Origin of the sequence: Streptomyces sp. NBC_00670 (assembly GCF_036226765.1) — a bacterium.
In the GTDB taxonomy this organism is placed as follows: Bacteria; Actinomycetota; Actinomycetes; order Streptomycetales; family Streptomycetaceae; genus Streptomyces.
Genome location: NZ_CP109017.1, coordinates 1,068,020 through 1,092,296, shown reverse-complemented (window position 1 = coordinate 1,092,296; position 24,277 = coordinate 1,068,020). Strand labels below are relative to the sequence as shown.

The following is a 24,277-nucleotide window of genomic DNA, read 5'->3' as shown; positions in this document are numbered from 1 at the left end:
GCCGGTGCCGGGACCGGTGGGTCACCAGCCGGGGTAGCGGCCCCACCAGTGCGGGTCCCAGCCGCCGACGTACTCGCTGCCGCTGGGGGAGTCGGTGAACTGGGCGACGAGGTCGCGGGCCAGGGTGTCGAGCACCCAGGCCAGCTCGTGCCGGCTCACCAGAGCGACGGGCAGCGCCTCGGCGCCATGGGCCGCGCCGAGCAGCGCACCGGCCACACAGGCGACGGAGTCGCCGTCCGGTGCCCCGGCGGCGAAGCGCAGCGCGGCGTCCACCTGGTCCCGGCCGGGGAAGGACGCGGCGACGTACACCCCGCCGAGCAGTGCCGACGGCGCGGTGGGGTCCGGCGCGAGCCGCGCGAGCCGTCCCGCGTCCGCGGGGTGCTCCTCGGCCTCCCGGAGCGCCGCGGCGAGCCGGTCGTGCTCGTCGGCCGTCAGGTCCGGGTCGGCCTCGGGAAGCGCCCGGACGCCGTCCCGCAGGGCCTGCCGCACCTGCGACCGGGTGCCGGGCCCGGAGCCGCGGGCGTCATCGGCGGCACTGGTGAGGCAGTGGCCGGCCAGGGCGACCGCATGGGCCGCCGCGGACTGCGCGGCCCGGTCGCCGTGGGTGAGGGCGGCGGTCTGCCGGGCCAGCTCGGTCGCCCGCCCCGGCTCGTGGGCGACGCCGACCACGGCGATGGGGAGGGTACGGGTGAGCGCGTGGCAGCCGCGGCTGGCCGTCGGCTTCCCCAGGTCGCCCCGCTTGATGCCGGACAACGCCGTCACGGTTGCCGGCGCCGAGCCGCGCCGTTCGGCCAGTACGGGCACCTGGGCGAGCCAGCCGTCGGGCCAGACCCGGCCGCCGGAGGCCCAGTGCCCGCGCATCCGCTCGACCTCGATCCCCTGTAGTGCGGCCCAGCGGCAGTAGGCGTGCCCCACCACCGACGGGGGGTGGCAGATGCCCTTGTGCAGCCCGCGCACCCATGCGCGAATGGTGCCCTCGGCGGTGAAGCAGGCCAGCTGGGTGCTGACCCCGGCCCGCAGCGGTCCGGCGGCGGGCAGCTTGCCCCTCGCGGCGCCCAGTGTGTCCCCCAGCGCAAGGCCGAGCAGCAGGCCGCGCACCCGGGACACCGCGCCCTTCTCCTCCAGGAACGTCCCGGACCGCTGCGGCTCCGTCGGCCGCTGCTCCGGGCCGTCGTCCAGCACGAGCGCCACCTGCTCGGGAGCGACGCCGTCCGGCTGCCCGCCTGCGGCGGACCCGGCGGACCCATCGGATCCGGTGGACCCCGTGGAGCCGGAGGTCAACGCGTGCACCGCGTCGAGCAGTTCGGGGTGCGCCGACAGCTGCCAGCCGTGCGGCAGCACCTCACGGAGACCGGAGAGGGCGGCCTCGGCGCCGATGCCGCGCGCCAGATGGCTGTAGACCGCGGCGACGGCCGGCGTACGGCTCTGCCCGGCGACGCAGTGGAGCAGCACCCGCTTGCCCGCCTGCCGCAGCCGCAGTACCTCGCGGGCGGCCTGGTCCACGACGTAGTGCAGATTGGCGTTGTGCCCGTCGCCGTCCACCAGCCAGACGCGCACGTGCTCGGCTTCGATGCCCGGCAGGACCGGCTCCGTGCCCATGCGGCACAGCGACACCACCGCGTCGACGTCGACCGGCTCGGCCCCCTGGAGGAGGGCGAGGTTGCCCAGGACCACCCCGGAGTCGTGCGGGTGGGGGACGGCGAAGGCGCGGGGTGCGCCCGCCGGGACGGACATGCGCGCGGCGGAGGGCCAGCCGGCGCCGTCGTCCCGCCCGCCCAGGGCGGTGCGTACCGCCAGCCGGACGAGATCGACGCCGGTGAGCGAGGGCCAGCCGTTCACGGCCCGCTGCCATTCCAGCGGGATGCCCGAGCAGCCCCAGCGCGCGCCGAGCAGCGCGCCCGCGATCGCGGCGACGGTGTCGGTGTCGTCGCCGGCCCGGACCGCCGCCTCCAGGGCGAGACGCAGATGCTGGGCGGGGAAGCCGCCCTCGCCGGGGTTCAGCCCGGGAACGGGGGTGTGCGTGATCGCCGACCAGGCGGCCTGGAGCGCGGCGACGACCCAGCCGTTGGGGGAGAAGTGGTGCGGAGGATGGGCCTCCGCCTCGTCCAGCCGCTCGGCCCACAGCGCCCGGCGCTCGGCGGGCAGCAGCTCCAGGCCGGCCCGTACGCCGTCGAAGGTGCCCTCCAGCACGGCCGTGCGGATGCCGGAGCACCACAGCACGCAGGCGTCGGCGCAGTCCGGGTCGGGATGGGTGAGCCCGCTGACCGCGACGGCGGCCTCGGCCATCTCCGCGGCGTCCCCGAGGTGGGCGAGGGCGACGATCCCGGTCCGCATGAGCGAGCCGTTCCCGGCGCTGTTCGCCCTGGCGGCGGTGAAGCTGCGGGCGGCCTCGCGCATCGCCGCGCCCGCCGCTCCGGACGTACGCCCGGCGGCGTGCAGTACGGCCCTGGTCTGGTTGCCGACGTCGCTGGCGCCCTCCCGCAGCCAGCGCTGGAAGTTCGCCGCGACCGCGTCGAGGGCCTCGGGGGAGCGGAGATCGGCTCCGGTGGCCGCGACCTCGGCGATGCACACCTGCATCTGGGTGTCGTCGGAGTACTCGCCGGGCTCGTACGGCCCCAGGCCGCCGCCGATCATCCGCGGCTGCTCCTCGCCGGTCAGCCGCGCCCGGAACTCGTAGGGCACACCCAGCGCGTCCCCCGCGGCCGCGCCGAGCAGGACGCCCGCGGCCCGGTCGGTGCCCCGCGGGCTGAGGTGAGGCTGTGGGGCGCGGGTGGCGGCAGGGGGCATGGAAACTCCGTGGGTCGGGCGCGGCGGCATGCCGAAAAAGGGGTGCTTGTCGGTGAGTTGACGCTGATCGGCGTGGATCGGCGCGCCGCCAGCTTCGCATGGCGTCCCCCTTATCGTCAATGCGACCATATGACGACGTACGAGAGGCCGGCCCCCGTCGGTGCCGTACCGGCGGCTCCTGTTCCCCTGACGGCAAGCGACCGCTTAGTATGCGAAGACGGCAGGGCCGCGGAAGCAGAGACGGCAGAGCCGTGGAAGCAGAGACGGCAGAACCGTACAGACGGCAAGACCCCGGACCGACGACGCAGTCCCCTGGAGGCCGCGCATGCAGGCATGGCAGGTGCACGAGAACGGCGAACCGACCGAGGCCATGCGCCTCGCGGACGTGGAGCCGCCCACCCCCGGCGACGGCCAGGTCGTGCTCAGGGTGCGCGCCGCCAACGTCAACTTCCCCGACGCCCTCCTCTGCCGCGGCCAGTACCAGGTCCGCCCGCCGCTGCCCTTCACCCCCGGCGTGGAGATCTGCGGTGAGACGGAGGACGGCCGCCGCGTCCTCGCCACCTCCGCCCTCCCGCACGGCGGTTTCGCCGAGTACGCCCTCGCGGACGCCGCCGCGCTCCTGCCCGCCCCCGACTCGCTCGACGACGCCGAGGCCGCCACCCTGCACATCGGCTACCAGACCGGCTGGTTCGGCCTGCACCGCAGGGCCCGGCTGGAGGCCGGCGAGACGCTCCTCGTGCACGCCGCCGCCGGCGGGGTCGGCAGCGCCGCCGTCCAGCTCGGCAAGGCGGCCGGCGCCACGGTCATCGGCGTGGTCGGCGGCGCCGAGAAGGCCGCCGTCGCCCGTACCCTCGGCTGCGACCTGGTCGTCGACCGTCGCACCGAGGACGTCGTCGCCACCGTCAAGGAGGCCACCGGCGGGCGCGGCGCCGACGTGATCTACGACCCGGTCGGCGGCACGGCCTACGCCCAGTCCGCCAAGCTCGCCGCCTTCGAGGGCCGGATCGTCGTGGTCGGCTTCGCCGGCGGCACCATCCCCAGCCCGCCGCTCAACCACGCCCTCGTCAAGAACTACGCGATCCTCGGCCTGCACTGGGGCCTCTACCACACCAAGAACCCCGAGCTGGTCCAGCACTGCCACGAGCAGCTCACCGAACTGGCCGCCCGGGGCGCGATCAAGCCGCTGGTCAGCGAGCGGGTGGCACTTCAGGACGCCTCGGCCGCCGTACAGCGGGTCGCCGACGGCCTCAGCACGGGCCGTATCGTCGTGCTGCCCGCAGTGAAGAACGGAGCTTCCGCATGACGGACCACGACGCCCCCGCCAAGCTCGACGCGCCCGAACTGCGCCGCCGCACCCGCGAGTTCCTCGCCGCCCACCCGCCCGCCGGCACCGACCGGCTCGACTTCCTGCGCGCCCGGTTCGACGCGGGCCTGGCCTGGGTGCACTACCCCGAGGGCCTCGGCGGCCTCGGCGCCCCCCGCTCCCTCCAGGCCGTCGTGGACGCCGAGTTGGAGGCCGCCGGCGCCCCCGACAACGACCCCCGGCGCATCGGCATCGGCCTCGGCATGGCCGCGCCGACGATCCTGCGGTACGGCACGCCCGAACAGCAGCGGCGCTTCCTGCGCCCGCTGTGGACCGGCGAGGAGGTGTGGTGCCAGCTCTTCAGCGAGCCCGGCGCCGGCTCCGACCTGGCCGCGCTCGGCACCCGCGCCGTACGGGGCGATGGGGGCCCCTCCCGCTCGAGCGAAGCCGAGAGCGGGGGAGACTGGGTGGTCAACGGGCAGAAGGTCTGGACCTCCAGCGCCCACGTCGCGCGCTGGGCCATCCTCATCGCCCGCACCGACCCCGACGTCCCCAAGCACGCCGGCATCACCTACTTCGTCTGCGACATGACCGACCCCGGCGTCGAGGTCCGCCCGTTGCGGCAGATCACCGGCGAGGCCGAGTTCAACGAGGTCTTCCTCACCGACGTCCGCATCCCCGACTCCCGCCGGCTCGGCGACGTCGGCGACGGCTGGCGGGTCGCCCAGACGACCCTCATGAACGAGCGCGTCTCCATCGGCGGCATGCGGCTGCCCCGCGAGGGCGGCATGATCGGCCCGGTCTCCCGCACCTGGCGCGAACGCCCCGAACTGCGCACCCACGACCTGCACCAGCGGCTGCTGAAACTGTGGGTGGAGGCCGAGGTCTCCCGCCTCACCGCCGAACGCCTGCGCCAGCAGCTCGCCGCCGGCCAGCCCGGCTACGAGGGCTCCGGCATGAAACTCGCCTTCGCCCGCCTCAACCAGGAGATCAGCGGCCTGGAGGTCGAACTACTCGGCGAGGAGGGCCTGTTGTACGACGACTGGACCATGCGCCGGCCCGAACTCGTCGACTTCACCGGCCGCGAGGCCGGCTACCGCTACCTCCGCGCCAAGGGCAACAGCATCGAGGGCGGCACCAGCGAGGTGCTGCTGAACATCGTCGCCGAACGCGTCCTCGGCCTGCCCGCCGAGCCGCGCACCGACAAGGACGTCGCCTGGAAGGACCTGGCCCGATGAGCACACAGCCCGACCTGCTCCACTCCGAGGAGGAAGAGGCGCTGCGCGCCGCCGTCCGCGACCTGCTCACCGACCACTGCGACCCGGCGGGCGTCCTCGCCCGCACCGAGTCGGAGACCCGGCACGACGTACGGCTGTGGAAGGCGCTCACCGAGGGCATGGGCCTCGCCGGACTCCTCGTCCCCGAGGAACTCGGCGGCCAGGGCGCCACCCACCGCGAGGCCGCCGTCGTCCTGGAGGAACTGGGCCGCGCGGTCGCACCCGTGCCGTACCTGACGAGCGCCGTCGTCGCCACGGAGGCACTGCTGGAACGCGGGACCGGGGACCCGGCCGTCGGTCTGCTCGGTGAACTGGCCTCGGGCGCGACGGTCGCAACGCTCGCCGTCGCCCTGCACACCGCCCCGGGCGCCCCCTTCCCCACCGCCCGCCTGGAGAACGGCACCCTGCACGGCGAGCTGACCGCGGTCGCCGACGCCACCGCCGCCGACGTCCTCCTCGTCCCGGCCGACGACGGCGGCCTGTACGCGGTGGCCGCCGCCGACGTGACCGTCACCGCACAGCTCTCCCTGGACCTGACCCGCCCGGTGGCCCGCGTACGCCTCGACGGCGCACCGGCCCGCCGCCTCGGCGACGCCGAACCCGCCGTACGCCGCGGGCTGCGGGCCGGCGCCGGACTGCTCGCCTCCGAACAACTGGGCCTCGCCGACTGGTGCCTGACGGAGACGGTCCGCCATCTGAAGGACCGCAAGCAGTTCAACCGCCCGGTCGGCGGCTTCCAGGCGCTCAAGCACCGGCTGGCCCAGCTGTGGCTGGAGATCGTCAATCTGCGCGCCGCCGCCCGCAACGCCGCCGACGCGCTCGCCACCGGCAGCGAGGAGCGCGACCTCGCGGTCACCGTCGCCCAGGCGTACGCCGCCGGGGTCGCCGTGCACGCCGCGGAGGAGGCCGTCCAACTGCACGGCGGGATCGGCATGACCTGGGAGCACCCGGCCCACCTCTACCTGAAGCGGGCCAAGGCCGACTCGCTGGCGTACGGCACGGCGGGCGCCCACCGCGAACGGCTGGCGGGACTGGTGGACCTGCGCGCACCGGCGTAGGAGCCACGCACGGCCGTGACACCACTCGTTCGGAGGACACGTCAGCCGCCCGGACGAACCCTCCGCTACGCCACACTTGCGGCCGAACGCCGCGAAGCGGACGTGGCGGAGGAGGTTGACCATGGCCATTTCCATCTCGCTCGTACTGCTGCTGACCATCCTTGCGGTGATCTTCCTCCGCAACGGCGGCCTGAAGGTCTCGCATGCCCTGGTCTGCGCCCTGCTGGGCTTCCTCCTGGCCAGCAGCAGCATGGCGCCCACAATCCACAACGGCCTGCTGGCGACGGCGGACATCGTGAGCAGTCTGCGTCCGTGAGCAGGGGCGCGGGGAACTGCGCAAAACGGAGCGAAGCTCCGTAGGGGGGTCCGGGGGCGCAGCCCCCGGGGGTGGGACCGGGAAGGGGCGGCGGGGGCGAAAAAGTCCCGCGGACGCCCCCCGGAGGAGGGCTCACCCCCCGACGGCAAACACCCCCACCCCGTTGGCAACCGCCCTCTCCCCACCCCCGGAGGGATGGTTCCGCACACTCACGGACGCACCCCCCGCTCCCCGCGCAACCAACGTCGTGGACCCCCCACCATCCACCCCGACGACATCCCCCGCCCCCAACCGCCCCAACTCCGCCCCCACTTCGGCCACCGTCAACCCCGACCGGTACGCCGCCCCACCGTCCAGCGCGAGCAACAGCAACCGCCGCCCCCCATCGGCGACCCCCAGCGCCGTACGAACCGTCGACACCGAGTCGTCCAGCCCCGGCACGGCCTTCCCGCCCCGCCGCAGCACCGCACCCCCCACCGCGAAGCGGTACGACACCCCCGCCGTCTTGGCGACCAGCCGCTGCTCCACCGTGACCTGCTCGCCGACGGCGAGCTTCCGCAGCCACTGGGCGCCCGCCTCGCGCCCGACCAGCACGGTCGCACCGTCGGCGACGGTCCCCGAGCCGGGGGAGTCGGCGGCCGAGACGACCCGCCCACCGCGCACCGTCACCTCGTAGGTGTCCGTACCGCACGGCGCCCCGCGCTCGGTGTCGGTGCCGCACACCGCCCGGCGCCGCGAGACGCCGCCCCAGTCGGCGGTGTACGCGCCGACCGAGCCCTCGGGCAGCGCGTACTGGTTGAGCCCGCGCAGCGGCAGGGACCCGTCGGCCGCCGTCCGTACCGTTCCGGTCAGGGACAGCCGGTCCAGCCGGGCGACGCCGTCGGTGCCGACGCCGAGCACGTCCTCGGTGCTGCCCGAGGCAGGCAGCGCCGGGCCGAAGCGCTGGCCGCGCGGCACCGCCGCCTTCAGCGCACGGCCGCCCGCGACCGCCGGGCCGACCGGGGCGCCGGTCACCTCCACGCCGGGGTGCTGGGCCTCGCTGATGTCGAAGAAGTCACCGTTGACCCCGGCGACCGCGCCGGCGGAGGCGGCCATCCGGGAGACGGTGGCGCGGGCGGCGACGGCACCCGGATACAGCAGATCCACACGTACGTGCGGATCGCTCAGGTCGACGGTGAGAAGGTGGACGTGGGTCGTGCCGTGGGCGGCGGCGAGGTCGTAGTCCCGGTAGGTGACGCCGGGCGAGATGTCGACGGCGCGCTGTCCGGCGGCGGCGGGCGAGGCGCCCGCGAGGGCGGCACCGGCCAGCGTGCCGAGGACGGAGAGCTGGGCGAGAAGGGTGGTGAGCCGGGTTCTGGGACGGAAGTGCCGGTAACGCGTCACGAGTACCCCCTGGGGACCGGTGGCTGCCTGGCTGTCTGACCGTCAGCTTTTCGGAGTCGAGCTGACGCATCATCAACTCACCCGCTCATCACAGGAATGAGCCGGGAGTGCGAGGGGCAGTCCACCAGACGGTGGTGACGCGGACGGCTGCTATGCGTCGACGACGCGGGAACGGATCAGAAAACGCACTCCTTCGGGTGCCTCCAGGGAGAATCCGCTGCCGCGTCCGGGTACGACGTCCACGATCAGCCGGGTGTGCGCCCACACCTCGTACTGGCTGCGGGACATCCAGAACCCGACGGGTTCGCCGACCCCGTCGACCTCCAGCTCGGCGAGCAGCACGTCGGAGCCGCCGGTACGGAATTCGCCGTCGGGGTAGCACATGGGGGCGCTGCCGTCGCAGCAGCCGCCCGACTGGTGGAACATGAGCGGCCCGTGCGCCGCGCGAAGCCGCCGTACGAGGTCGGCGGCGGCGTCCGTCAACGCCACGCGCGCTACGACGACCTCGCGGGCGTCGCGCTCTCCCTCACCCATCCCCTGCCTCCCGCCGTCCGGCACGTGAACTGCCGATTGAACGGCACGCCAGGTTGCAGGGGGGTTGCACGGGGGGCCGGGGCAGAGCCCCATCGAGGGTGCCCTGTGACGGGCCCGATGGCGAAAAACTCACCGCCCGCCATCCGAGTGGGCCAACCGGCCCTCGCGGGTACCCGGGAAAACGCGCAAGGTGGAACCACCCGCCCCAACCCGGAAGGCCCCCCATGCCCGCCGACGACACCGCACAAGCCGGCACCCCCCGCACTCCCCAAGCCCCCCAGACCCCCCTCACCCCCGAAGACCTCACCACCCTCGACGCCCACTGGCGCGCAGCCAACTACCTCGCCGTCGGCCAGATCTACCTCATGTCCAACCCCCTCCTCTCCACCCCCCTCCGCCCGGAACACGTCAAACCCCGCCTCCTGGGCCACTGGGGCACCTCACCCGGCCTCAACCTCGTCCACACCCACCTCAACCGCATCATCCGCACCCGCGACCAGGACACCCTCTGCATCTGGGGCCCGGGCCACGGCGGCCCCGCCGTCGTCGCCAACAGCTGGCTGGAGGGCTCGTACACCGAGACCTACCCGGACGTCACCCGCGACGCCCCCGGCATGGCCCGCCTCTTCAAACAGTTCTCCTTCCCCGGCGGCATCCCCAGCCACGTGGCCCCCGAGACCCCCGGCTCGATCCACGAGGGTGGCGAACTCGGCTACGCCCTCTCCCACGCCTACGGCGCCGCCTTCGACAACCCCGCCCTCCTCGTCGCCTGCGTGATCGGTGACGGCGAGGCGGAGACCGGCCCGCTCGCCGCGTCCTGGCACTCGAACAAGTTCCTCGACCCCGTCCACGACGGTGCCGTCCTCCCGATCCTCCACCTCAACGGCTACAAGATCGCCAACCCGACCGTCCTCGCCCGCCTCCCCGAACCCGAGCTCGACGAGCTGCTGCGCGGCTACGGCCACGACCCCCTCCACGTCACCGGTGACGACCCTGCCGCCGTCCACCAGGCGATGGCCGGCGCGCTGGACACCGCCCTGGACCGCATCGCCGCCATCCAGCGTGCCGCCCGCGAGGAAGGCGCCACCGAACGCCCCCGCTGGCCGATGATCGTGCTGCGCACACCGAAGGGCTGGACCGGTCCCGCCGAGGTGGACGGCCTTCCGGTGGAGGGCACCTGGCGCGCCCACCAGGTCCCGCTCGCCGCCGTCCGCGACAACCCCGAGCACCTCCGCCAACTGGAGGCCTGGCTGCGCTCGTACCGCCCGGAGGAACTCTTCGACGAACACGGCGCACCCCGCCCCGAGGTGCTGGCCTGGATCCCGGAGGGCGAGCGCCGGCTCGGCGCCACACCCCGCGCCAACGGCGGCCTGCTGGTCCGCGAACTGCCCCTGCCGCCACTGGAGAAGCACGCCGTCGCCGTCGACAAACCCGGCGCCACCCTGCACGAACCCACCCGCGTGCTCGGCGACATGCTCCTGGACGTCATGGCCGCCACCACCGACCGCCGCGACTTCCGTCTCGTCGGCCCCGACGAGACCGCGTCCAACCGCCTCCAGGCCGTCTACGCCGCCAGCGGCAAGGCGTGGCAGGCGGAGACCCGCCCGGTGGACGAGGACCTGGACCGGCACGGCCGGGTGATGGAGATCCTCTCCGAACACACCTGCCAGGGCTGGCTGGAGGGCTACCTCCTCACCGGCCGGCACGGACTGTTCTCCTGCTACGAGGCATTCGTGCACATCGTCGACTCGATGGTCAACCAGCACATCAAATGGCTGCGCACCACCCGTAGCCTCTCCTGGCGCGCCCCCATCGCCTCACTCAACTACCTCCTCACTTCCCACGTCTGGCGCCAGGACCACAATGGCTTCTCCCACCAGGACCCCGGCTTCGTCGACCACATCCTCAACAAGAGCCCCGAGGCCGTACGGGTCTACTTCCCGCCGGACGCCAACACGCTGCTGTCGGTCGCCGACCACGCGCTGCGCAGCAAGAACTACGTCAACGTGATCGTGGCCGGCAAACAGCCCTGCTTCGACTGGCTCACGATGGAGGAGGCCCGCGTCCACTGCGCCCGCGGCCTCGGCGTCTGGGACTGGGCCGGCACCGAGGACGGCACCCGGGAGCCCGACGTGGTCCTGGCCTGCGCCGGCGACGTCCCCACCCAGGAGACGCTCGCCGCCGCGCAGTTGCTCCGCACGCACCTGCCCGACCTCGCCGTCCGCGTGGTCAACGTCGTCGACATCGCCCGGCTGCTCCCCGCCGAGGAACACCCGCACGGCATGACCGACTTCGAGTACGACGGCATCTTCACCGCCGACAAACCGGTGATCTTCGCCTACCACGGCTACCCGTGGCTCCTCCACCGCCTGGCCTACCGCCGCGACGGCCACGAGCACCTGCACGTCCGCGGCTACAAGGAACGCGGCACCACGACCACCCCGTTCGACATGGTCGTCCAGAACGACCTGGACCGCTACCGCCTGGTCATGGACGTCATCGACCGGGTCCCCGGCCTCGCCATCCGCGCCGCCACGGTCCGCCAGCACATGCAGGACACCCGCCTGCGCCACCACGACTGGATCCGCGAACACGGCGTGGACCTCCCGGAGGTCGCGGACTGGACCTGGGACGGCTGACTCCCGGGGCGGACGGGTGGGTGGCCCCCCTGCCACGCTCGGCCACCCGCCCGGCCCCCGTCACTCGGTGGATGCCAGGAAAGCGGCCCACTCCGCCCTGCCGACCCGCAGCACGGGCCCGCCGCCCGTGACCTTCGAGTCCCGTACGTACATGGCGTCCAGCCCGGCGGCCACCTCCACGCAGTTGCCACCCCCCGAGCCGCTGTAGCTGCTCTTGAACCAGCGCAGCCCGTCCACGTTCTCGGTCACCTGCTCCACGCTCATGTCTCTCCCACCATCCGCTCGATGAGGCGCGCAGACTCGACGCCGCTCAGAGCCTGCGACCGCAGCTTGCCATACCGCAACCCGAAGGCACTGACCTCTGCGGGATCGTGCACGACGCACCCGACTTCCTGAGATTCGATGTAGCCGAGGTGCTGGTGGTCCCTGGTCTCCAGAACCACGAAAGACCCGTTCAGGCCGGAGTGGAACCCGCAGTCGGCGGGCATCACCTGGACCTCCACGTTGCGCAACGCCCGCGTCTCAAGCAGGTGTTGCCACTGTTCCCGCATCACCTCCCTGTCGGCCACCGGGTTTCGCAGGGCCTCCTCACCGATGATGAAGGACAGTTCCGCGAACGGCACCCGGGTCAGGAGCTTCTGGCGACACAGTCGTGCCTCCGTGTGTTGGTCGATGACCTCTTCACCGAGCGGCGGGCAGTGCCCGGCGAACAAGGCTCGGGCATACCCTTCCGTCTGCAACAGCCCTGGCACCAGCAGTGGGTCATAGTCGAACCTGCTCACCGCCTCCGCCTCGAAGAGCGCGAAGTTCCTGAAGAACCTCGGCAGCTTCGCCCGGTCCACCTCGTCCTGGAGCACCTCCAGAACTCCGCCCGCCTCCAGCACCCGGTCCGCCGCCCTCGTGAACGCCGCCTTCGCCGGGCGTCGGCCCTGTTCGACCGAGCCGACCTGTTCCAGCGAGTACCCGATGGCCTCCCCGAGCTCCTGCTGATTCAACCCGGCCCGCTTGCGCAGGTGTTGCAGCAGCCTGCCGTACGCCGACCACGCCCCTGGCCGATCCCCTCCGTCCTCCTTCGGCTTCGCCGCCCGACCGCTTCGCGCTTCCCGTACCGTGCTCACGCCCTCACGTCCTTCCGTCCCGGAACGCACCCCGCTCATCCGCCCCGCAGCCTCGCCCGACCTCGCCACCGGGACCCTGCTCAACGCGACCCGCGACGATCGGGACACGACCCGGACCCGTACAACGCCCGTACAAAAACCCGTACAACGTCGGTCCGCGAATCCGTAAGGTGGGGATCTTCGGGCGGTGTTGGCCCCCAGAGTCCTTGAGGTGACCGATCTCGATGACGCGTCAGTCGATGAGTGATCACACCGATCCCCCCGTGCACGAGGCGTGGACCGTGCCCGCCGATGACATCGCGCAAGGGCGCGAGGCACTGTGGTGGAGCGTCGGCCCGGCCGGTGAACTCTCGGTCCTGCTCGTGCACCGGCGGCATGTGGACCACACCCCCTACATCAGGGGATGGGTCGGATGGAGACCGAAGGGCACCTTCACCGGCGAGCTGGTCACCGTCACGGGACAGCAGGAGCGGCGCACCACGGTGGAGAACATCGAGGGCCGCCCCAGCCACTTGGCGCTGCTTCCGGACTCACGGTTCCTCCTGGTGAGCGGACGTACCATGCGCAACAAGTCCGACGGTCTCTGGGCACCCAACGCCGTGGTGTACTCGGCGACGGGCACGCCCGAGGCGGAGTTCTGCGTCGGCGACGACATCCCCGCCCTCGTGACCGACCGCCACGGACGGATCTGGACGGCCCACGGGGACGAAGGGATCTACGGGGGTCACCCCGAGTCCGGAGCCGGGCTCGCCGGCTGGAACACCGAAGGCCGGGCGATATGGAGTCCGCGGGGCCGTCTGCCCTGCCCCCCTCTGGAGGGCTGCACGGCCGCGACCGAAGGCGACCAGGTGTGGCTGGTCTGGTACTCGGGCGGCAGCATGCGCGGCACCTTCCTCTCCCGCATCACCCCCTCCACCGGTGAGGTGACGACCTACCCGAGCCCCGTCCACGCCCCGGACGGGTTCGCGGTCCGCGGCAACCGGGCACTCCTGACCCGCCGTCACCACAACGAGCCCACCGTCGAACTCACCCGCGCCGAACTCGACGGCACCACCTGGACGGTGACCGACCAGCGCGTACTCGACGTACCCGGCCGGGTCGTTCTCCGCTGTGGCCAGGGCCGCGACGGCACGCTCTGGCTCCGCACCGGCGACACCTGGCTGCGCATCGAGGTGTGAGGGGGCTGAACCACCGGGACGAGTGGGCCGCGGGTCACGAAGGCAGCCCACTCGTCCCGGCCGCCCCGGCTACGCTCACGGCCCCGTACGCCCGTCCTACGAACCCCTACAGCGGCCGTACCACGCGACCACGTACGGAGATCCGACCTCGTCCGGTCGTCCGCGCCACGGGACTGTCACTGCGTGAAGCCGACCAACATCAGTGTGAAACCGCCCACTGGCGCCCCGCACCTCGCCGTCCGCCTCAGCAGCACCGCACGCGGAGCCCGTCTCGCCCGTCGCCTCGCCGGACAGCAGCTCGCGGCCTGGGAGATCCCGTACGGCTCCGGGACGTCACAGGCCGTCGCCCTCGTCACGGCCGAGCTGGCGGCCAACGCGATCACCCACGGCAGGACACCCGGCCGGGACTTCCGCCTGACGCTGCTCCTCCTGCCCGTGCACGGCGTCGTCCGCGTCGAGGTGACGGACACCCGCCCGGGGCGGCTGCCCCGCGACCCCGTGGCCGAACCGGCGGCGCCCGACGCCCCGTCCGGGCGTGGACTGCTGCTCGTGGCGGCATACGCCGAACGATGGGGCTGCGAGGTCCGGGACGCGTACACGAAAACGGTCTGGGCGGAGGTCGCACTACCCAGGTGACTTTCTCCCCGCAGGCGCCCTGCCGACGTTGCTGTGGGCCGGGCTGGTCGAATCGCTCGGCCACGTCGTGACGTGGAGCGTGCCGCTCTCCTCGTCGTAGTTGAGGGTGCCGGGCGCCGCGGAGCCGACCGGCGTCATGAGGGCGCGGCGCGCCCGTGCGGACGGGCGGAACGGGGGTCAGGAAACGGCGGTCGCCGTCCTGGGTGCGGTGGTCAGCCGGAGGCCGACCTCCACGAGGGTCCAGCCGAGGCGGACACGCAGGTTGCGGGGCTGCCGTGCCGCTATGACGCGGCGGTACGCCTCGGCGTCGGCGCGGAGTTCGGCGGCGTGGGCGTGGTGCAGGGCGAGGTACGTCTCGGGGTCCATCGGGTCGTGGCCTCTCATTCCGTGGTGAGGGGGAACGCGTGGGTGTGGATGCGTACCTGTGCGGCGGCGACGTCCTCGTCGGTGGCCCGGTCGCGGTAGGTGTCGATGAGCGTGTGCATCTTCTCGACGAGTTCGCGGGTGAGTTCGGGTGTCAGCCGCAGCGTCGCGCTGCTCATGTCCCACGTGCGGCTCCACTCCTCCGGCCACGTCTGGCGGTTGCCCAGCCAGGTGGACAGGTCGCGGGTCTGGGTGGTGGCCACCTCGTGGAGGTACATGTCGGCGGCGCCGCGCACGTCGGGGTTGGTGTCCGTGAGGAGGGCGTCGTCGAAGTGCAGGCCCTTGTGGACCGCCTGCCACCACCGCTCCCGCCCCTTGCCCCGCTCGGGGGCTTCCTCGATGAAGCCGTGAGCGGCGAGCTGCCGCAGGTGGTAGCTGGTGGCGCCGCTCGACCCGCCCAGTTTCTGGGCGAGTCGGGAGGCGGTGGCAGGACCTTCGAAGCGCAGCGCGTCGAGGAGCCGCATGCGCAGGGGGTGGGCGAGCCTAGTCCTCCAGCCGGACCGGCATCAGGAGCGAGAAGGTGTGCTCGTCGTCGGGTCGGCGGATCGCCAGGGGAGCGGTCGGAGAGCCGACCTCCAGGAGCAGCCGGTCCCGGGCACCGGCGGTGAGCGCGTCCAGCAGAAACGCGCGGTTGACGGCGAGGGTGCCCTGGTCGTCGTCGCCGTCCTCGCAGAGGGTCACCGTGCCGTCGTCCGCCACCTTGAGCACACTGAGGTCGTACGCCAGGCCGTCCTGCTCGCGCACCTCGCCCGCGCGGACGGGGCCGGTCTCCAGGGCCTCCCGGAAGGCCGGCACCTCGACGAGGGCGCGGCGCCCGGCCGGCAGGTGGACGAGGCGGCGGTAGTCGGGGAAGTCGTGGTCGAGGCACTGGCCGGCCGCCTGGCGGTCTCCGGCCTCCAGCGTCACGCGGTCACCGTCCACGGCGAGCCGCACCGGGCCCTCGCCGCTCAGCAGCGCCCGCATCGCGTCGACGAGGGGGACGGGCACGACGACCTGCACGCGGTCCGCGGTGTGCCCCGTGGCGTGTGCCCGCGCGACGGCCAGCCGGTAGCGGTCGGTGGCCACGACCTGGAGCCTGTCGTCCTCCACGTCGAAGAGGACGCCGCCGAGCATCGGCAGCTCGGGGTCGGCACCGACCGCGAAGCGGACGGCGTCCAGCGCGGCGGCCAGTTCGGGCGCGGGAACGGTCAGGTGGGTGGCGGCGGCGGTGGTACGGGGCGAGGTCATGGGGTTCTCCCTTTGATCGAGCAGTGCGTGGAGCGTGGAGAACTCGCCGCGGGCCTCGGACAGCCCCCGTTCGAGACGGCGCAGATGCGCCTGGAGGAGCCCGCGCACCAGGTCCGCGTCCGCGCTCGACCAGCCGGCCAGCACCAGCCGGATGTCCGCCAGCGGCATGCCGGCCCGGCGCAACCGGGCCAGCAGCCGGGCCTCGTCCAACTGCCCGGGGTCGTACCAGCGGTAGCCGCTGACCGGGTCCACCCAGGTGGGGACCAGCACACCGGCACGGTCGTAGAACCGCAGGGCGCTCACACTCAGCCCGCTCTCCCGGGCCATCTCCCCAATGCTGCGCATCTCGCTCTCCACACCCGGAACCCTGCGCCCTCGACAAGGTCGAGGGTCAACCCGAGTGACCACCGGCCGCCCGAGTGAGGCGTCGCCTCACTCCGCGTCTGCGTAATCCGGCAGCACCAGCGCCGAATGCGTCTCCCGTCGGTCCGTCGCGCGCTGGGCGGCCCGGGCTGCCTGGGGGTCGCGGATCAGGGCGTTGCGGGCGTCCAGGGCCTCCCGTGTCGTCGGGGTGATGACCGTGCCGCCGCCGGTGGCCAGGGCCTGGTTGCGTTCGGCGAAGGGGCGCAGCCGGCGTTCGTAGGCCGCGAAGGCCTCGGTGTGGTGCGCGTGCGTGGCCAGTTCGCCGGCCAGGACGTACGCGCCGACGAGTGCGACGCTCGAGCCCTGGCCGGAGATGAACGACGTGGCGTGCGCCGCGTCGCCCGCCAGGGCGACCCGGCCGTGGGACCAGGTGGGCATGTGGATCTGGCTCACGATGTCGAAGAAGAGGTCGTCGGCCTCCTGCATCGCCTTCACCAGACGCGGCACGTGCCACGCCTGCTCCGGGAAGCACGACGTGACCAGGTCGCGCTGGGCGCGCGGATTGCGGAACGCCTCGAAGGGCGGGGTGTCGCGGAGGAAGGTGAGGAAGCCGTGCACGGGGTCGGTGGGCTCGTAGGAGTAGACGACGGCGGCCCGTCCCGGTTCGTTCCAGACGGCGGCCTCGTGCGACAGGCCGAACTCGTTGGGCAGGGTGAAGCCCGCGAAGACGTGCCCGAGGTAGCGGTGGAAGGGCTCCTCGGGCCCGAAGACCAGCCGGCGCGTGTTCGAGTGCAGCCCGTCCGCGCCGATCACCAGGTCGAACGTGCGGGACGTGCCGCTGGCGAAGACGACGTGCACGGCGTCCCCGTCGTCGTCCAGCGTGGCGATCGAGTCGTTGAAGAGGAACTCGACGCGGTCCCGCAGCGGCGTGTAGAGGGCGTCGGCCAGATCGCCGCGCCGTACCTCGAGGTCGAGGCCGGCCTCCCCGCCGGTCATCTGTTCGGGCTGGAGCGAGCCGACCGTGTCGCCGGCCGCGTCGACGAAGGTGATCCGCCGGGTGTCGACGTGCGCCTCGCTCAGCCGCGACAGCAGGCCCATACGGTCCACGACCGCCCGGGCCGTGCCGCGTATGTCGATCGGGTACCCGCCCCCGCGCACGGCGGCGGCCTTCTCGACGACGGTCACCTCGAAGCCGTACCGGTCGAGCCAGTACGCGAGCGTGGGGCCGGCGATGCTCGCCCCGGAGATCAGGACCCGTCGGGCGGCGGGCGTGGGATTGGTGTGCGTCATGGGGGTGGCACCTTTCCGCCGGGGCGTGCCCGGCCTGGAGAACGGCACGCGGCAGACCACGCGGCAGACCACGGAGGCGCCAAGATGCGTACCTTAGGTATCCTTTATAGAGGCGTACGGCACCCTCGGTGCCGCGCTGCCGCTCCCCACACTATAGATACCTAACTCAGGTATGCAAATGGAGGTGCCATGACCCCCGAGTCCCCCGGGGAGCCCGCGCCTGCGGTGTCGCACGACGACCTGCTCGCCGTACTGCCCCGACTCACCCGGCTCAGCGCCGCGTTCAGCAAGGGCCGGCTCGTCGAACGCGCCGCGGCGGCGGCCGGTCCGTCCCTCGACCGCCCCGCCGTGGGCGTGCTCGTCTCCCTGCGCGCGGCCGGCGAGCCGCTGCGCATCGGGGAGATCGCCGACCGTATGCAGGTCGTGGGCCCGCACGTCACCCGTCAGGTACAGCTGCTGGAGAAGCGTCACCTGGTGCGGCGCATCGCCGACCCCCACGACCGCCGCGCGAGCCTCATCGAACCGACCGGGGCGGGGGAGGAGGTCGCCAACCGCTATGTGGCCTCCCTGCTCGGCTGGTTCGCCGGGGTCCTCGCCGACTGGCCCGCCCAGGACCGCGACGACCTCCTGCGCCTCCTCGCCCGCTTCGCCGACGACGTGACGGCCCGGCTGGCGCGGCCCGAGGAGGACGACGCGGAGATTTAGGCGACCGTGGGCGCCGGCGGTGTCCAGCGCTGGGTGCGGGGGACGCCGCCGGGGACGCCGAAGTCCTTCCTGAGCTGTTCGGGAATGGCGTAGTGCATGACCCGGCCGCGGGTCAGGGAGGACAGCTCGAACAGGGTGGTGAGGTGGCCGAGCCGGTCCAGGGCCCAGGCGCCCAGCGGCGAGCGGTCCTCGATGCCCTCCAGCACGCCGAGCAGCGCGGGGGCCGCCTTGACCAGCCGGTCCCAGGAGGTGCGGGGCACCTGGAGCCAGTCGGCGCAGGTGTCACCGATCAGGTACCGGATCAGGGCGGAGACGACCGGGTCGAACAGCGTGCCCGGCACGACCTCCTCGTACAGGTCGATCAACTGCCGGGTCAGATGGGCACCCTCCGCCGACGGGCCCATGTGCCGGACCATGTACAGGTCGAGGAACTCCCGCCCCTCCGACACGTTTTTGGGCACCGCGTCCTGGTCGACCCCGAGGAGGGCGCCGACCACGCGCCAGGCGTAGAAGTAGGCCTCCGCGCCCTCGGCGGACATGTGGATGCCCAGCCGGTGCAGACAGTCCAGGACGAGCATGGAGAAGAACATCTGCCCGCCGATCATGTCCTCCTGACAGATCGGCACACCGTGCGCCGCGGTGTCCCAGTGGTTCTCGCGTGTGAGGTGGTGGCGGATGGCGGCGTGCAGCAGGCGCACCTTCTGCGCGGCGGGCAGGAAGCGGCTGCCCGCCTCGAAGGCGTCCGGCTGCATCAGGTACACGGTGAACTGCCCGGTCTCCGCCATCCGCTTCGACGGGTAGTTCAGCCCGTGCGTGGCGGACAGGAGCCTCGCCACGTGCGGGACGACGTAGCAGGCGGGCATGGAGGCGAAGGACAGCGCGGTGGAGATGTGCACGTTGTTGTCGGTGAAGAACAGCCGCGCCCTCTCCATCTCCGTCCAGTCCACCCAGGACGGCGGCGCCGAGGTGGCCCGCAGATACTCGCGGGCCACCTCGGGCAGCCCGTCCGGCAGCGGAGCGCCGACGGTGGAGACGTACCGCATGAGGGTGTTGAACTTCCCCACCTCCCCGCGCGCGAACAGGGTGGCCACGACGGAGTCGGCGAGCTTGTCGCCGGACTCGCGCAGGGCGTCCAGCGACGACTGGGTGTAGGGCATGACAGCGGTCCTTCCTCGGCTGCGGGTCCCGTCCGCCGGGCGGGGGACGGGGATGCGTTCAGTGGCGGCGGTCGGTGGCCGAGTGGGCGAGGGCGTGCAGGGCCCGCCGGGCGGGGGCGGGCACGGTGAGCCCGTCCACGACGGCGGTGGCCGCCCCGACCCGTGCGTCGATCATTTCCTCCACCCGCCGGGGCGCCTGAAGCCGCACCATCAGCTCCCGCACCCGGGCCAGGTCTCCCTCGTCCAGGTCACGGCGGCCCAGCATCCCCGCCAGCTCGGCGCGTTCACCGGGCTGCGCGGCCCGCCAGGCGTGGGCCAGCAGGGCGGTGGGCCGCTGCCCGCGCAGATCGTCCAGGGGAGCCTTGCCGGTGCGCGCCGGGTCGCCGAACAGGCCCAGCAGGTCGTCCCGGAGCTGGAAGGCCTCGCCGAGCGGCAGCCCGTAGGCGGAGAACCCGGCACGCAGCTCCGGCGCGGCCCCGGCGAGCAGTCCGCCGAGGAGCAGCGGCTGCTCGACCGTGTACTTGGCGGTCTTGTAGCGGATCACCTTCAGCGAGGTGTCCGCATCCGGGCGGGCGCCGGTGTGCAGGAGTTCCAGGCACTCGCCCGCGATCAGCTCACGGGCCAGCTCGCCCCACAGCGTCCGGGCCCGCGCGAGGTAGGCGGCCGGCAGACCGCAGTCGGCGAACAGCCGTCCCGCCAGCGCCATCAGATGGTCGCCGACCAGCATGGCCAGGTCACGCGCGAGGGCACCGGCGCGCGGCCGTCCGGACACGGCGGAGCGCAGGGCCACCTGGACGGTCGGCAGGCCGTGCCGCAGCGGGCTGTCGTCGATGAGGTCGTCGTGGACGGTCGCCGCGGCGTGCACCAGCTCCATCGAGGCGGCCGCCCGCAGCAGCGCGTCGCTGTCGGGCTGTCCCGCCGCGCGCCAGCCCCAGTAGCAGAACGCCGCCCGCAGCCGTTTGCCGTGGCCCGCGACCCGCCGCAACTGCTCGGCCACCGGCCGCAGGGCCTCGTCGATGGCCAGCAGCTGTGCGCTCTCCTCGGCCAGGAACGCGCTCAGGACGCCGTCGACACGTGCCTGGAACGCCTCCGGCTCCCAACGGTCAGGCATCGCCGCCGGGGGCCGGCCGCCGGGCCGGGACGTCCTGGGCGAGTACGTGCTGGGCGAGCACTTCGAGGTGGGCGGGGGGCGCGGTCGCCAGCCGGTCGAGGAGGAGTCGGCCACGTGCCGTCAGGTCCTGCTCCGCGTCCCGCGCGAGGTCGGCGCCGTCGCTGCGGCGCAGCAGCCCCCACACCTTCCCGGCGACCGACCCCGCGGTGCTCACCGCCAGCTCGGCCAGGCCCGCCGCCAGCAGGACGAGGTGTTCGTCGCGGGGCTGGTGCGGTCGCGCAGTGGGCGTCATGCCGTTGACCTCCGGGGATCGGGTGCCGGTCCGGGCGCACGCCGGCCCGCGGCGCCACCCACCGATCATGGAGCGGCGGCGGGGGCGCGTGACTCCCGGTTACCGCAACGAGTGACACGGGGAACAGGTGTGGGAGCGCCCGCCCGCAGGGGCCCGCTCGCGCCCGCCCGCCCGCACGTACGGTGTCGCCCGCACAGGCCCGTCGGCACGTGCCCGCCCGCACGGTGTCGCCCGCACAGGCCCGTCGGCACGTGCCCGCCCGCACGGTGCCGCCCGCACAGGCCCGTCGGCACGTGCCCGCCCGCACGGTGCCGCCCCCCGTCGGCCCGGGGCTAGGGTGTGCGGCAACGAACGCTCGTGTGCGGGGGCCGACATGGTTGAGGCGGGGAGCACTCCGGCGGCGTGGCGGGTTCCGCCGGGGCAGATCGCGATGCTGATCCTGCTCGCCTGCCCGTGTGCCGCGGTGAACATCTACTGGCATCCCTCGGCGGCGCTGCGGCTGCTGACGCTCGCGGCGGGCGCGGCGGCACTGGTGACGGCGCTGGTGAGCGCGCGGATGTACCTCGTGGTGGACGGCGAGGGGATCGCCGTCCGGTTCGTCGGCCGTGAGCAGTGGCTGCCGTGGGCGTCCGTCGCGGAGGTCGACGTCGTCTCCGGTGTGCGCGGTGCGGAGACCATCCGGGTCAGCCGCGCCGACCGTACGTACGTCGATGTGCCGCCCTCGCTGCTGCAACCGTCCCGCCCGGTCCGCAAGCCGGTGGCCCGCACGCTCCTGCGGGACGCCGTACGCCGGATCGAGGCGCTGCGCCCCGAGGCGTGAGCGGTGCCCCCGGCCTTCGGGACCGTGCGCGCGACGGCCGCGCATCCCCATGCCCGCCGCTGGATACACTTGCGCACCGCCCGCCTCGCGAAGTCTCGGCGGTGTGGCGTGGACGTCCTCAGTGGTCACGCCGGGTGGCCGCGGGGGCCGGGGATGAGAGGGGACCATGTCCCGTAGTGCGGGCGACAAGGTACCGACCATGGTGGACGTCGCGCGGCGCGCCGGCGTCTCGCCCAGCACGGTCTCCTATGCCATGACCGGCAGCCGGCCCATCTCGGAGGCCACGCGCACCCGGATCCAGCAGGCGATGGCCGAACTGGGCTACCGGCCCAACGTCTTCGCCCGGGGACTCAAGAGCAAACGCAGCCACATCATCGCGGTGCTGTTCCCCAAGGACGGGCAGGGCATGAACCTCGGCTCGATGGAGTACATCTTCGGCGCCTCCGACCACGCCCAGGACCGCGGATACCACCTGCTGCTGTGGACCTCCGGGGCCGAGGCGCTCGACGACCTCGCCGGCCTCGCCCAGCAGGGGCTGGTGGACGGCGTCCTGCTGATGGAGGTCCGGCTGGAGGACCCCCGCATCGAGGTCCTGCGGAACTCGGAGCTGACCTTCACCATGCTGGGGCAGAACGCCGACCCCGGTGACCTGGACTACGTCGACACCGACTTCGACCAGTGCGCCCGGCTGGCCGTCGAGCACCTCGCGGGGCAGGGCCACCGCCATCTCGGCTTCGTGCACCAGGACGCCGCGACGATCGCCTCCGGGCGCGGCAACGCGATCCGGCTGCGGGACGGCATCCTGCGGGCGGCGCGGGACGCGGGCGTCGAACTGACCGCGCTGACCTGCCGGAGCACCCCCGCCGGAGGCAGGCAGGCGTTCGCCGAACTGCTCGCCGCCCAGCCGCGGACGACCGCGGTGATCGCGTTCAACGAGCAGGCCACGCCCGGCATCATGGCCGCCGCGGTGGGGCAGGGCCGCCGTATCCCCGAGGACTTCTCCGTGGTGTCCATCGACATGCCGGCCCAGGCCGCCGAGATGACGACGCCGACGATGACCACGGTGGGACCGGGCGCCGCGGCCATGGGCAAGGCGGCGGCCGAGATGCTGATCCGCCGTATCGAGGGACAGCAGCTCAGCACCCCTTCGCAGCTGCTGTTCGACGGTGAGCTGGTGGTCCGGGCGAGCTCCGGACCGGCTCCCGAGCCGCGCTGATCCGTTATCGACCCGTAATCCGGCCGGATCTTCTCGCCATTGACTCGCCCCAGGGCGCACTTTAACGTGCTCGCAACATCGTCGAATCGTATCGATTCCATGGACGAAGGGGAGCGCCTCATGGGTGCAAGGAGGGTCGCGGCCGTCGCGGGCACGCTCAGCGCGGCGCTGGTCCTGGCCGGCTGCGGGGGCGGTTCGGGCGGTGACAGCGCCGCGCAGGGAACGAAGTCCAGGGGGCCGATCACCTTCGTCACGGGCAAGGACAACAGCGGTGTCCTGCCGTTCATCGCCAAGACGTGGAACAAGGCACACCCGGACGAGAAGGTGACGATCAAGCAGCAGAGCGACCAGGCCGACCAGCAACTGTCCGACCTCGAACAGCACTTCCAGGCCAAGGACCCCGGTTACGACGTCGTCACCGTCGACGTGGTCTGGACGGCCGAGTTCGCGGCCAGGGGCTGGATCATCCCGCTCACCGGCGACTACGCCCTGGACACCGGCAAGCTGCTCCCGGCCACGGTCACCTCGGCCACCTACAACGGCAAGCTCGTCGCCGCGCCGTACGGGTCCGACGGCGGGCTGCTCTACTACCGCACCGACCTGGTCTCCAAGGCGCCCACCACGTGGGACGAGCTGATCGACGACTGCGCGGGCAAGACCACCAAGGGCACCATCACCGGCCCCAAACCCGGCTGCTACGCGGGCCAGTTCGCCAAGTACGAGGGCCTGACGGTGAACGCCGCCGAGGCGATCAACGCGACGGGCGGCGCGATCGTCGGCAAGGACGGGCGGAGCGCGACGGTCGACTCCCCGGAGTCCGCCAAGGGCCTGGACTTCCTGGTCAAGGGCTTCAAGGACGGCTACATCCCCAAGGAGGCCCTCGGCTTCCAGGAGACCCAGAGCCTCAACGCGTTCGAGTCCGGCCAGCTGATGTTCCTGCGCAACTGGCCGTACGCCGTCGCCATCCTGGACGGCAAGGGCTCCAAGGTGGCCGGCAAGTACGGCGTCGCCCCCCTGCCCGGCCCCTCCGGCCACGGCGCGTCCACGCTGGGCGGTCACAACCTCGGCATCAGCGCGTACTCCAGGCACAAGGCGACCGCCCTGGACTTCCTGAAGTTCATCGAGTCCGACACCGTCCAGCGCAACAACCTGACCGTGGGCACGCTGGCGCCCGTCCTCACCTCGATGTACAGCGACCCGGAGCTCACCAAGAAGTTCACCTACCTGCCCGACCTGCTCAAGAGCATCCAGACGGCGGTACCGCGCCCCATCACCCCGTTCTACCCGGGCGTCACCGAGGCGATCGAGACCAACACCTACGCGGCCCTGCAGGGCCGGACGAGTACCGAGAAGGCACTGAAGGACATGCAGGCGGCGATCAAGTCCGCCACCGCCGGCGGCTGACCGGCCCGGGGGAGGGGCCGGCGGCCCCTCCCCGCCCGCC

Annotated in this window: 22 protein-coding genes and 1 pseudogene; 11 read left to right on the top strand and 12 right to left on the bottom strand. The window is 72.9% G+C overall.

Annotation, left to right across the window (positions count from 1 at the left end; genetic code table 11):
* Nucleotides 1-21: 21 nt before the first annotated feature.
* Nucleotides 22-2,787 carry an ADP-ribosylglycohydrolase family protein gene (locus OIE12_RS04755; protein WP_329132049.1) on the bottom strand — a complete coding sequence of 922 codons (2,766 nt, stop codon included), beginning with the start codon at nucleotides 2,785-2,787 and terminating at the stop codon, nucleotides 22-24.
* 325 nt (nucleotides 2,788-3,112) lie between these two features.
* On the opposite strand from OIE12_RS04755, the gene OIE12_RS04750 reads away from it, so the two are divergent.
* The 4 genes from OIE12_RS04750 (at nucleotide 3,113) to OIE12_RS04735 (ending at nucleotide 6,741) form a co-directional block, all read left to right on the top strand.
* The gene (locus OIE12_RS04750) at nucleotides 3,113-4,090 is read left to right on the top strand and encodes an NADPH:quinone oxidoreductase family protein (protein ID WP_329132047.1); all 978 of its coding nucleotides are present in this window, start codon (nucleotides 3,113-3,115) and stop codon (nucleotides 4,088-4,090) included.
* A complete protein-coding gene (locus tag OIE12_RS04745; protein ID WP_329132045.1) occupies nucleotides 4,087-5,328 on the top strand; it encodes an acyl-CoA dehydrogenase family protein in 1,242 nt (413 codons plus the stop codon). The genes OIE12_RS04750 and OIE12_RS04745 overlap by 4 nt, the downstream gene beginning before the upstream one ends.
* Nucleotides 5,325-6,425 (top strand): acyl-CoA dehydrogenase family protein, encoded by a 1,101-nt coding sequence (locus tag OIE12_RS04740; RefSeq protein ID WP_329132043.1) that lies wholly within the window; start codon nucleotides 5,325-5,327, stop codon nucleotides 6,423-6,425. The genes OIE12_RS04745 and OIE12_RS04740 overlap by 4 nt, the downstream gene beginning before the upstream one ends.
* Nucleotides 6,426-6,546: 121 nt before the next feature.
* A complete protein-coding gene (locus OIE12_RS04735) occupies nucleotides 6,547-6,741 on the top strand; it encodes a hypothetical protein (protein ID WP_329132041.1) in 195 nt (64 codons plus the stop codon).
* A 132-nt stretch (nucleotides 6,742-6,873) separates the two neighbouring features.
* On the opposite strand, the gene OIE12_RS04730 is transcribed toward OIE12_RS04735, so the two are convergent.
* A complete protein-coding gene (locus OIE12_RS04730) occupies nucleotides 6,874-8,124 on the bottom strand; it encodes a phosphodiester glycosidase family protein (protein WP_329132039.1) in 1,251 nt (416 codons plus the stop codon).
* Between the two features lie 150 nt (nucleotides 8,125-8,274).
* Nucleotides 8,275-8,658: a DUF779 domain-containing protein gene (locus tag OIE12_RS04725; RefSeq protein WP_329132037.1), complete on the bottom strand. Its 384-nt coding sequence runs from the start codon at nucleotides 8,656-8,658 to the stop codon at nucleotides 8,275-8,277.
* A 224-nt stretch (nucleotides 8,659-8,882) separates the two neighbouring features.
* On the opposite strand from OIE12_RS04725, the gene OIE12_RS04720 reads away from it, so the two are divergent.
* Nucleotides 8,883-11,297, top strand: a complete 2,415-nt coding sequence (locus tag OIE12_RS04720) for a phosphoketolase family protein (protein ID WP_329132035.1) — start codon at nucleotides 8,883-8,885, stop codon at nucleotides 11,295-11,297.
* A 60-nt stretch (nucleotides 11,298-11,357) separates the two neighbouring features.
* On the opposite strand, the gene OIE12_RS04715 is transcribed toward OIE12_RS04720, so the two are convergent.
* Nucleotides 11,358-11,561 carry a DUF397 domain-containing protein gene (locus OIE12_RS04715; protein ID WP_329132033.1) on the bottom strand — a complete coding sequence of 68 codons (204 nt, stop codon included), beginning with the start codon at nucleotides 11,559-11,561 and terminating at the stop codon, nucleotides 11,358-11,360.
* Nucleotides 11,558-12,454: a helix-turn-helix domain-containing protein gene (locus OIE12_RS04710; RefSeq protein ID WP_443053759.1), complete on the bottom strand. Its 897-nt coding sequence runs from the start codon at nucleotides 12,452-12,454 to the stop codon at nucleotides 11,558-11,560. The genes OIE12_RS04715 and OIE12_RS04710 overlap by 4 nt, the downstream gene beginning before the upstream one ends.
* Before the next feature lie 200 nt (nucleotides 12,455-12,654).
* On the opposite strand from OIE12_RS04710, the gene OIE12_RS04705 reads away from it, so the two are divergent.
* Nucleotides 12,655-13,593: a hypothetical protein gene (locus tag OIE12_RS04705; protein WP_329132029.1), complete on the top strand. Its 939-nt coding sequence runs from the start codon at nucleotides 12,655-12,657 to the stop codon at nucleotides 13,591-13,593.
* A 183-nt stretch (nucleotides 13,594-13,776) separates the two neighbouring features.
* Nucleotides 13,777-14,229, top strand: a complete 453-nt coding sequence (locus tag OIE12_RS04700; RefSeq protein ID WP_329132027.1) for an ATP-binding protein — start codon at nucleotides 13,777-13,779, stop codon at nucleotides 14,227-14,229.
* 177 nt (nucleotides 14,230-14,406) lie between these two features.
* Here OIE12_RS04700 and OIE12_RS04695 read toward each other — a convergent pair whose 3' ends face one another.
* The 4 genes and pseudogenes from OIE12_RS04695 to OIE12_RS04680 form a co-directional block, all read right to left on the bottom strand.
* Nucleotides 14,407-14,595, bottom strand: a complete 189-nt coding sequence (locus OIE12_RS04695; protein ID WP_329132025.1) for a hypothetical protein — start codon at nucleotides 14,593-14,595, stop codon at nucleotides 14,407-14,409.
* Nucleotides 14,596-14,609: 14 nt separating this feature from the next.
* Nucleotides 14,610-15,134 (bottom strand): annotated as a pseudogene (locus OIE12_RS04690) (ArsR/SmtB family transcription factor); the annotation flags it as partial.
* A 1-nt stretch (nucleotide 15,135) separates the two neighbouring features.
* Nucleotides 15,136-16,224 (bottom strand): DNA polymerase III subunit beta family protein, encoded by a 1,089-nt coding sequence (locus OIE12_RS04685; protein ID WP_329132024.1) that lies wholly within the window; start codon nucleotides 16,222-16,224, stop codon nucleotides 15,136-15,138.
* Nucleotides 16,225-16,311: 87 nt separating this feature from the next.
* Nucleotides 16,312-17,532, bottom strand: a complete 1,221-nt coding sequence (locus OIE12_RS04680; RefSeq protein ID WP_329132022.1) for an FAD-dependent monooxygenase — start codon at nucleotides 17,530-17,532, stop codon at nucleotides 16,312-16,314.
* Between the two features lie 189 nt (nucleotides 17,533-17,721).
* Here OIE12_RS04680 and OIE12_RS04675 point away from each other — a divergent pair, with 189 nt between their 5' ends.
* The gene (locus OIE12_RS04675; RefSeq protein WP_329132021.1) at nucleotides 17,722-18,237 is read left to right on the top strand and encodes a MarR family winged helix-turn-helix transcriptional regulator; all 516 of its coding nucleotides are present in this window, start codon (nucleotides 17,722-17,724) and stop codon (nucleotides 18,235-18,237) included.
* Here OIE12_RS04675 and OIE12_RS04670 read toward each other — a convergent pair.
* Genes OIE12_RS04670 through OIE12_RS04660 form a run of 3 tightly spaced genes read right to left on the bottom strand, consistent with a single transcriptional unit; the run spans nucleotide 18,234 to nucleotide 20,797 of the window.
* Nucleotides 18,234-19,394, bottom strand: coding sequence for an oxygenase MpaB family protein (locus tag OIE12_RS04670; RefSeq protein ID WP_329132019.1), 1,161 nt, complete (start codon nucleotides 19,392-19,394; stop codon nucleotides 18,234-18,236). The genes OIE12_RS04675 and OIE12_RS04670 overlap by 4 nt on opposite strands.
* A gap of 58 nt (nucleotides 19,395-19,452) precedes the next feature.
* Nucleotides 19,453-20,505 carry a polyprenyl synthetase family protein gene (locus OIE12_RS04665; RefSeq protein WP_329132017.1) on the bottom strand — a complete coding sequence of 351 codons (1,053 nt, stop codon included), beginning with the start codon at nucleotides 20,503-20,505 and terminating at the stop codon, nucleotides 19,453-19,455.
* Entirely contained in the window at nucleotides 20,498-20,797 is a 300-nt protein-coding gene (locus OIE12_RS04660) for a polyprenyl synthetase (RefSeq protein WP_329132015.1), read from the bottom strand. Before OIE12_RS04660 ends, OIE12_RS04665 begins: the two co-directional genes overlap by 8 nt.
* Before the next feature lie 373 nt (nucleotides 20,798-21,170).
* Here OIE12_RS04660 and OIE12_RS04655 point away from each other — a divergent pair, with 373 nt between their 5' ends.
* The 3 genes from OIE12_RS04655 to OIE12_RS04645 all read left to right on the top strand — a co-directional run bounded on the left by OIE12_RS04655 (nucleotide 21,171) and on the right by OIE12_RS04645 (nucleotide 24,237).
* Complete coding sequence (locus OIE12_RS04655; RefSeq protein WP_329132013.1) at nucleotides 21,171-21,617, top strand: hypothetical protein; 447 nt, start codon at nucleotides 21,171-21,173, stop codon at nucleotides 21,615-21,617.
* 166 nt (nucleotides 21,618-21,783) lie between these two features.
* Nucleotides 21,784-22,833, top strand: coding sequence for a LacI family DNA-binding transcriptional regulator (locus OIE12_RS04650; protein ID WP_329132011.1), 1,050 nt, complete (start codon nucleotides 21,784-21,786; stop codon nucleotides 22,831-22,833).
* A 120-nt stretch (nucleotides 22,834-22,953) separates the two neighbouring features.
* On the top strand, nucleotides 22,954-24,237 hold the full coding sequence (locus tag OIE12_RS04645) for an ABC transporter substrate-binding protein (RefSeq protein WP_329132010.1): 1,284 nt from the start codon (nucleotides 22,954-22,956) through the stop codon (nucleotides 24,235-24,237).
* Nucleotides 24,238-24,277: the final 40 nt, after the last annotated feature.

Coding starts and splice junctions, on each gene's coding strand:
- OIE12_RS04755 (WP_329132049.1), bottom strand. CDS start 2,787: ATGCCCCCTGCCGCCACCCGCGCCCCACAGCCTCACCTCAGCCCGCGG.
- OIE12_RS04750 (WP_329132047.1), top strand. CDS start 3,113: ATGCAGGCATGGCAGGTGCACGAGAACGGCGAACCGACCGAGGCCATG.
- OIE12_RS04745 (WP_329132045.1), top strand. CDS start 4,087: ATGACGGACCACGACGCCCCCGCCAAGCTCGACGCGCCCGAACTGCGC.
- OIE12_RS04740 (WP_329132043.1), top strand. CDS start 5,325: ATGAGCACACAGCCCGACCTGCTCCACTCCGAGGAGGAAGAGGCGCTG.
- OIE12_RS04735 (WP_329132041.1), top strand. CDS start 6,547: ATGGCCATTTCCATCTCGCTCGTACTGCTGCTGACCATCCTTGCGGTG.
- OIE12_RS04725 (WP_329132037.1), bottom strand. CDS start 8,658: ATGGGTGAGGGAGAGCGCGACGCCCGCGAGGTCGTCGTAGCGCGCGTG.
- OIE12_RS04720 (WP_329132035.1), top strand. CDS start 8,883: ATGCCCGCCGACGACACCGCACAAGCCGGCACCCCCCGCACTCCCCAA.
- OIE12_RS04715 (WP_329132033.1), bottom strand. CDS start 11,561: ATGAGCGTGGAGCAGGTGACCGAGAACGTGGACGGGCTGCGCTGGTTC.
- OIE12_RS04710 (WP_443053759.1), bottom strand. CDS start 12,454: ATGAGCGGGGTGCGTTCCGGGACGGAAGGACGTGAGGGCGTGAGCACG.
- OIE12_RS04705 (WP_329132029.1), top strand. CDS start 12,655: ATGAGTGATCACACCGATCCCCCCGTGCACGAGGCGTGGACCGTGCCC.
- OIE12_RS04695 (WP_329132025.1), bottom strand. CDS start 14,595: ATGGACCCCGAGACGTACCTCGCCCTGCACCACGCCCACGCCGCCGAA.
- OIE12_RS04685 (WP_329132024.1), bottom strand. CDS start 16,224: ATGCGCAGCATTGGGGAGATGGCCCGGGAGAGCGGGCTGAGTGTGAGC.
- OIE12_RS04680 (WP_329132022.1), bottom strand. CDS start 17,532: ATGACGCACACCAATCCCACGCCCGCCGCCCGACGGGTCCTGATCTCC.
- OIE12_RS04675 (WP_329132021.1), top strand. CDS start 17,722: ATGACCCCCGAGTCCCCCGGGGAGCCCGCGCCTGCGGTGTCGCACGAC.
- OIE12_RS04670 (WP_329132019.1), bottom strand. CDS start 19,394: ATGCCCTACACCCAGTCGTCGCTGGACGCCCTGCGCGAGTCCGGCGAC.
- OIE12_RS04665 (WP_329132017.1), bottom strand. CDS start 20,505: ATGCCTGACCGTTGGGAGCCGGAGGCGTTCCAGGCACGTGTCGACGGC.
- OIE12_RS04660 (WP_329132015.1), bottom strand. CDS start 20,797: ATGACGCCCACTGCGCGACCGCACCAGCCCCGCGACGAACACCTCGTC.
- OIE12_RS04655 (WP_329132013.1), top strand. CDS start 21,171: ATGGTTGAGGCGGGGAGCACTCCGGCGGCGTGGCGGGTTCCGCCGGGG.
- OIE12_RS04650 (WP_329132011.1), top strand. CDS start 21,784: ATGTCCCGTAGTGCGGGCGACAAGGTACCGACCATGGTGGACGTCGCG.
- OIE12_RS04645 (WP_329132010.1), top strand. CDS start 22,954: ATGGGTGCAAGGAGGGTCGCGGCCGTCGCGGGCACGCTCAGCGCGGCG.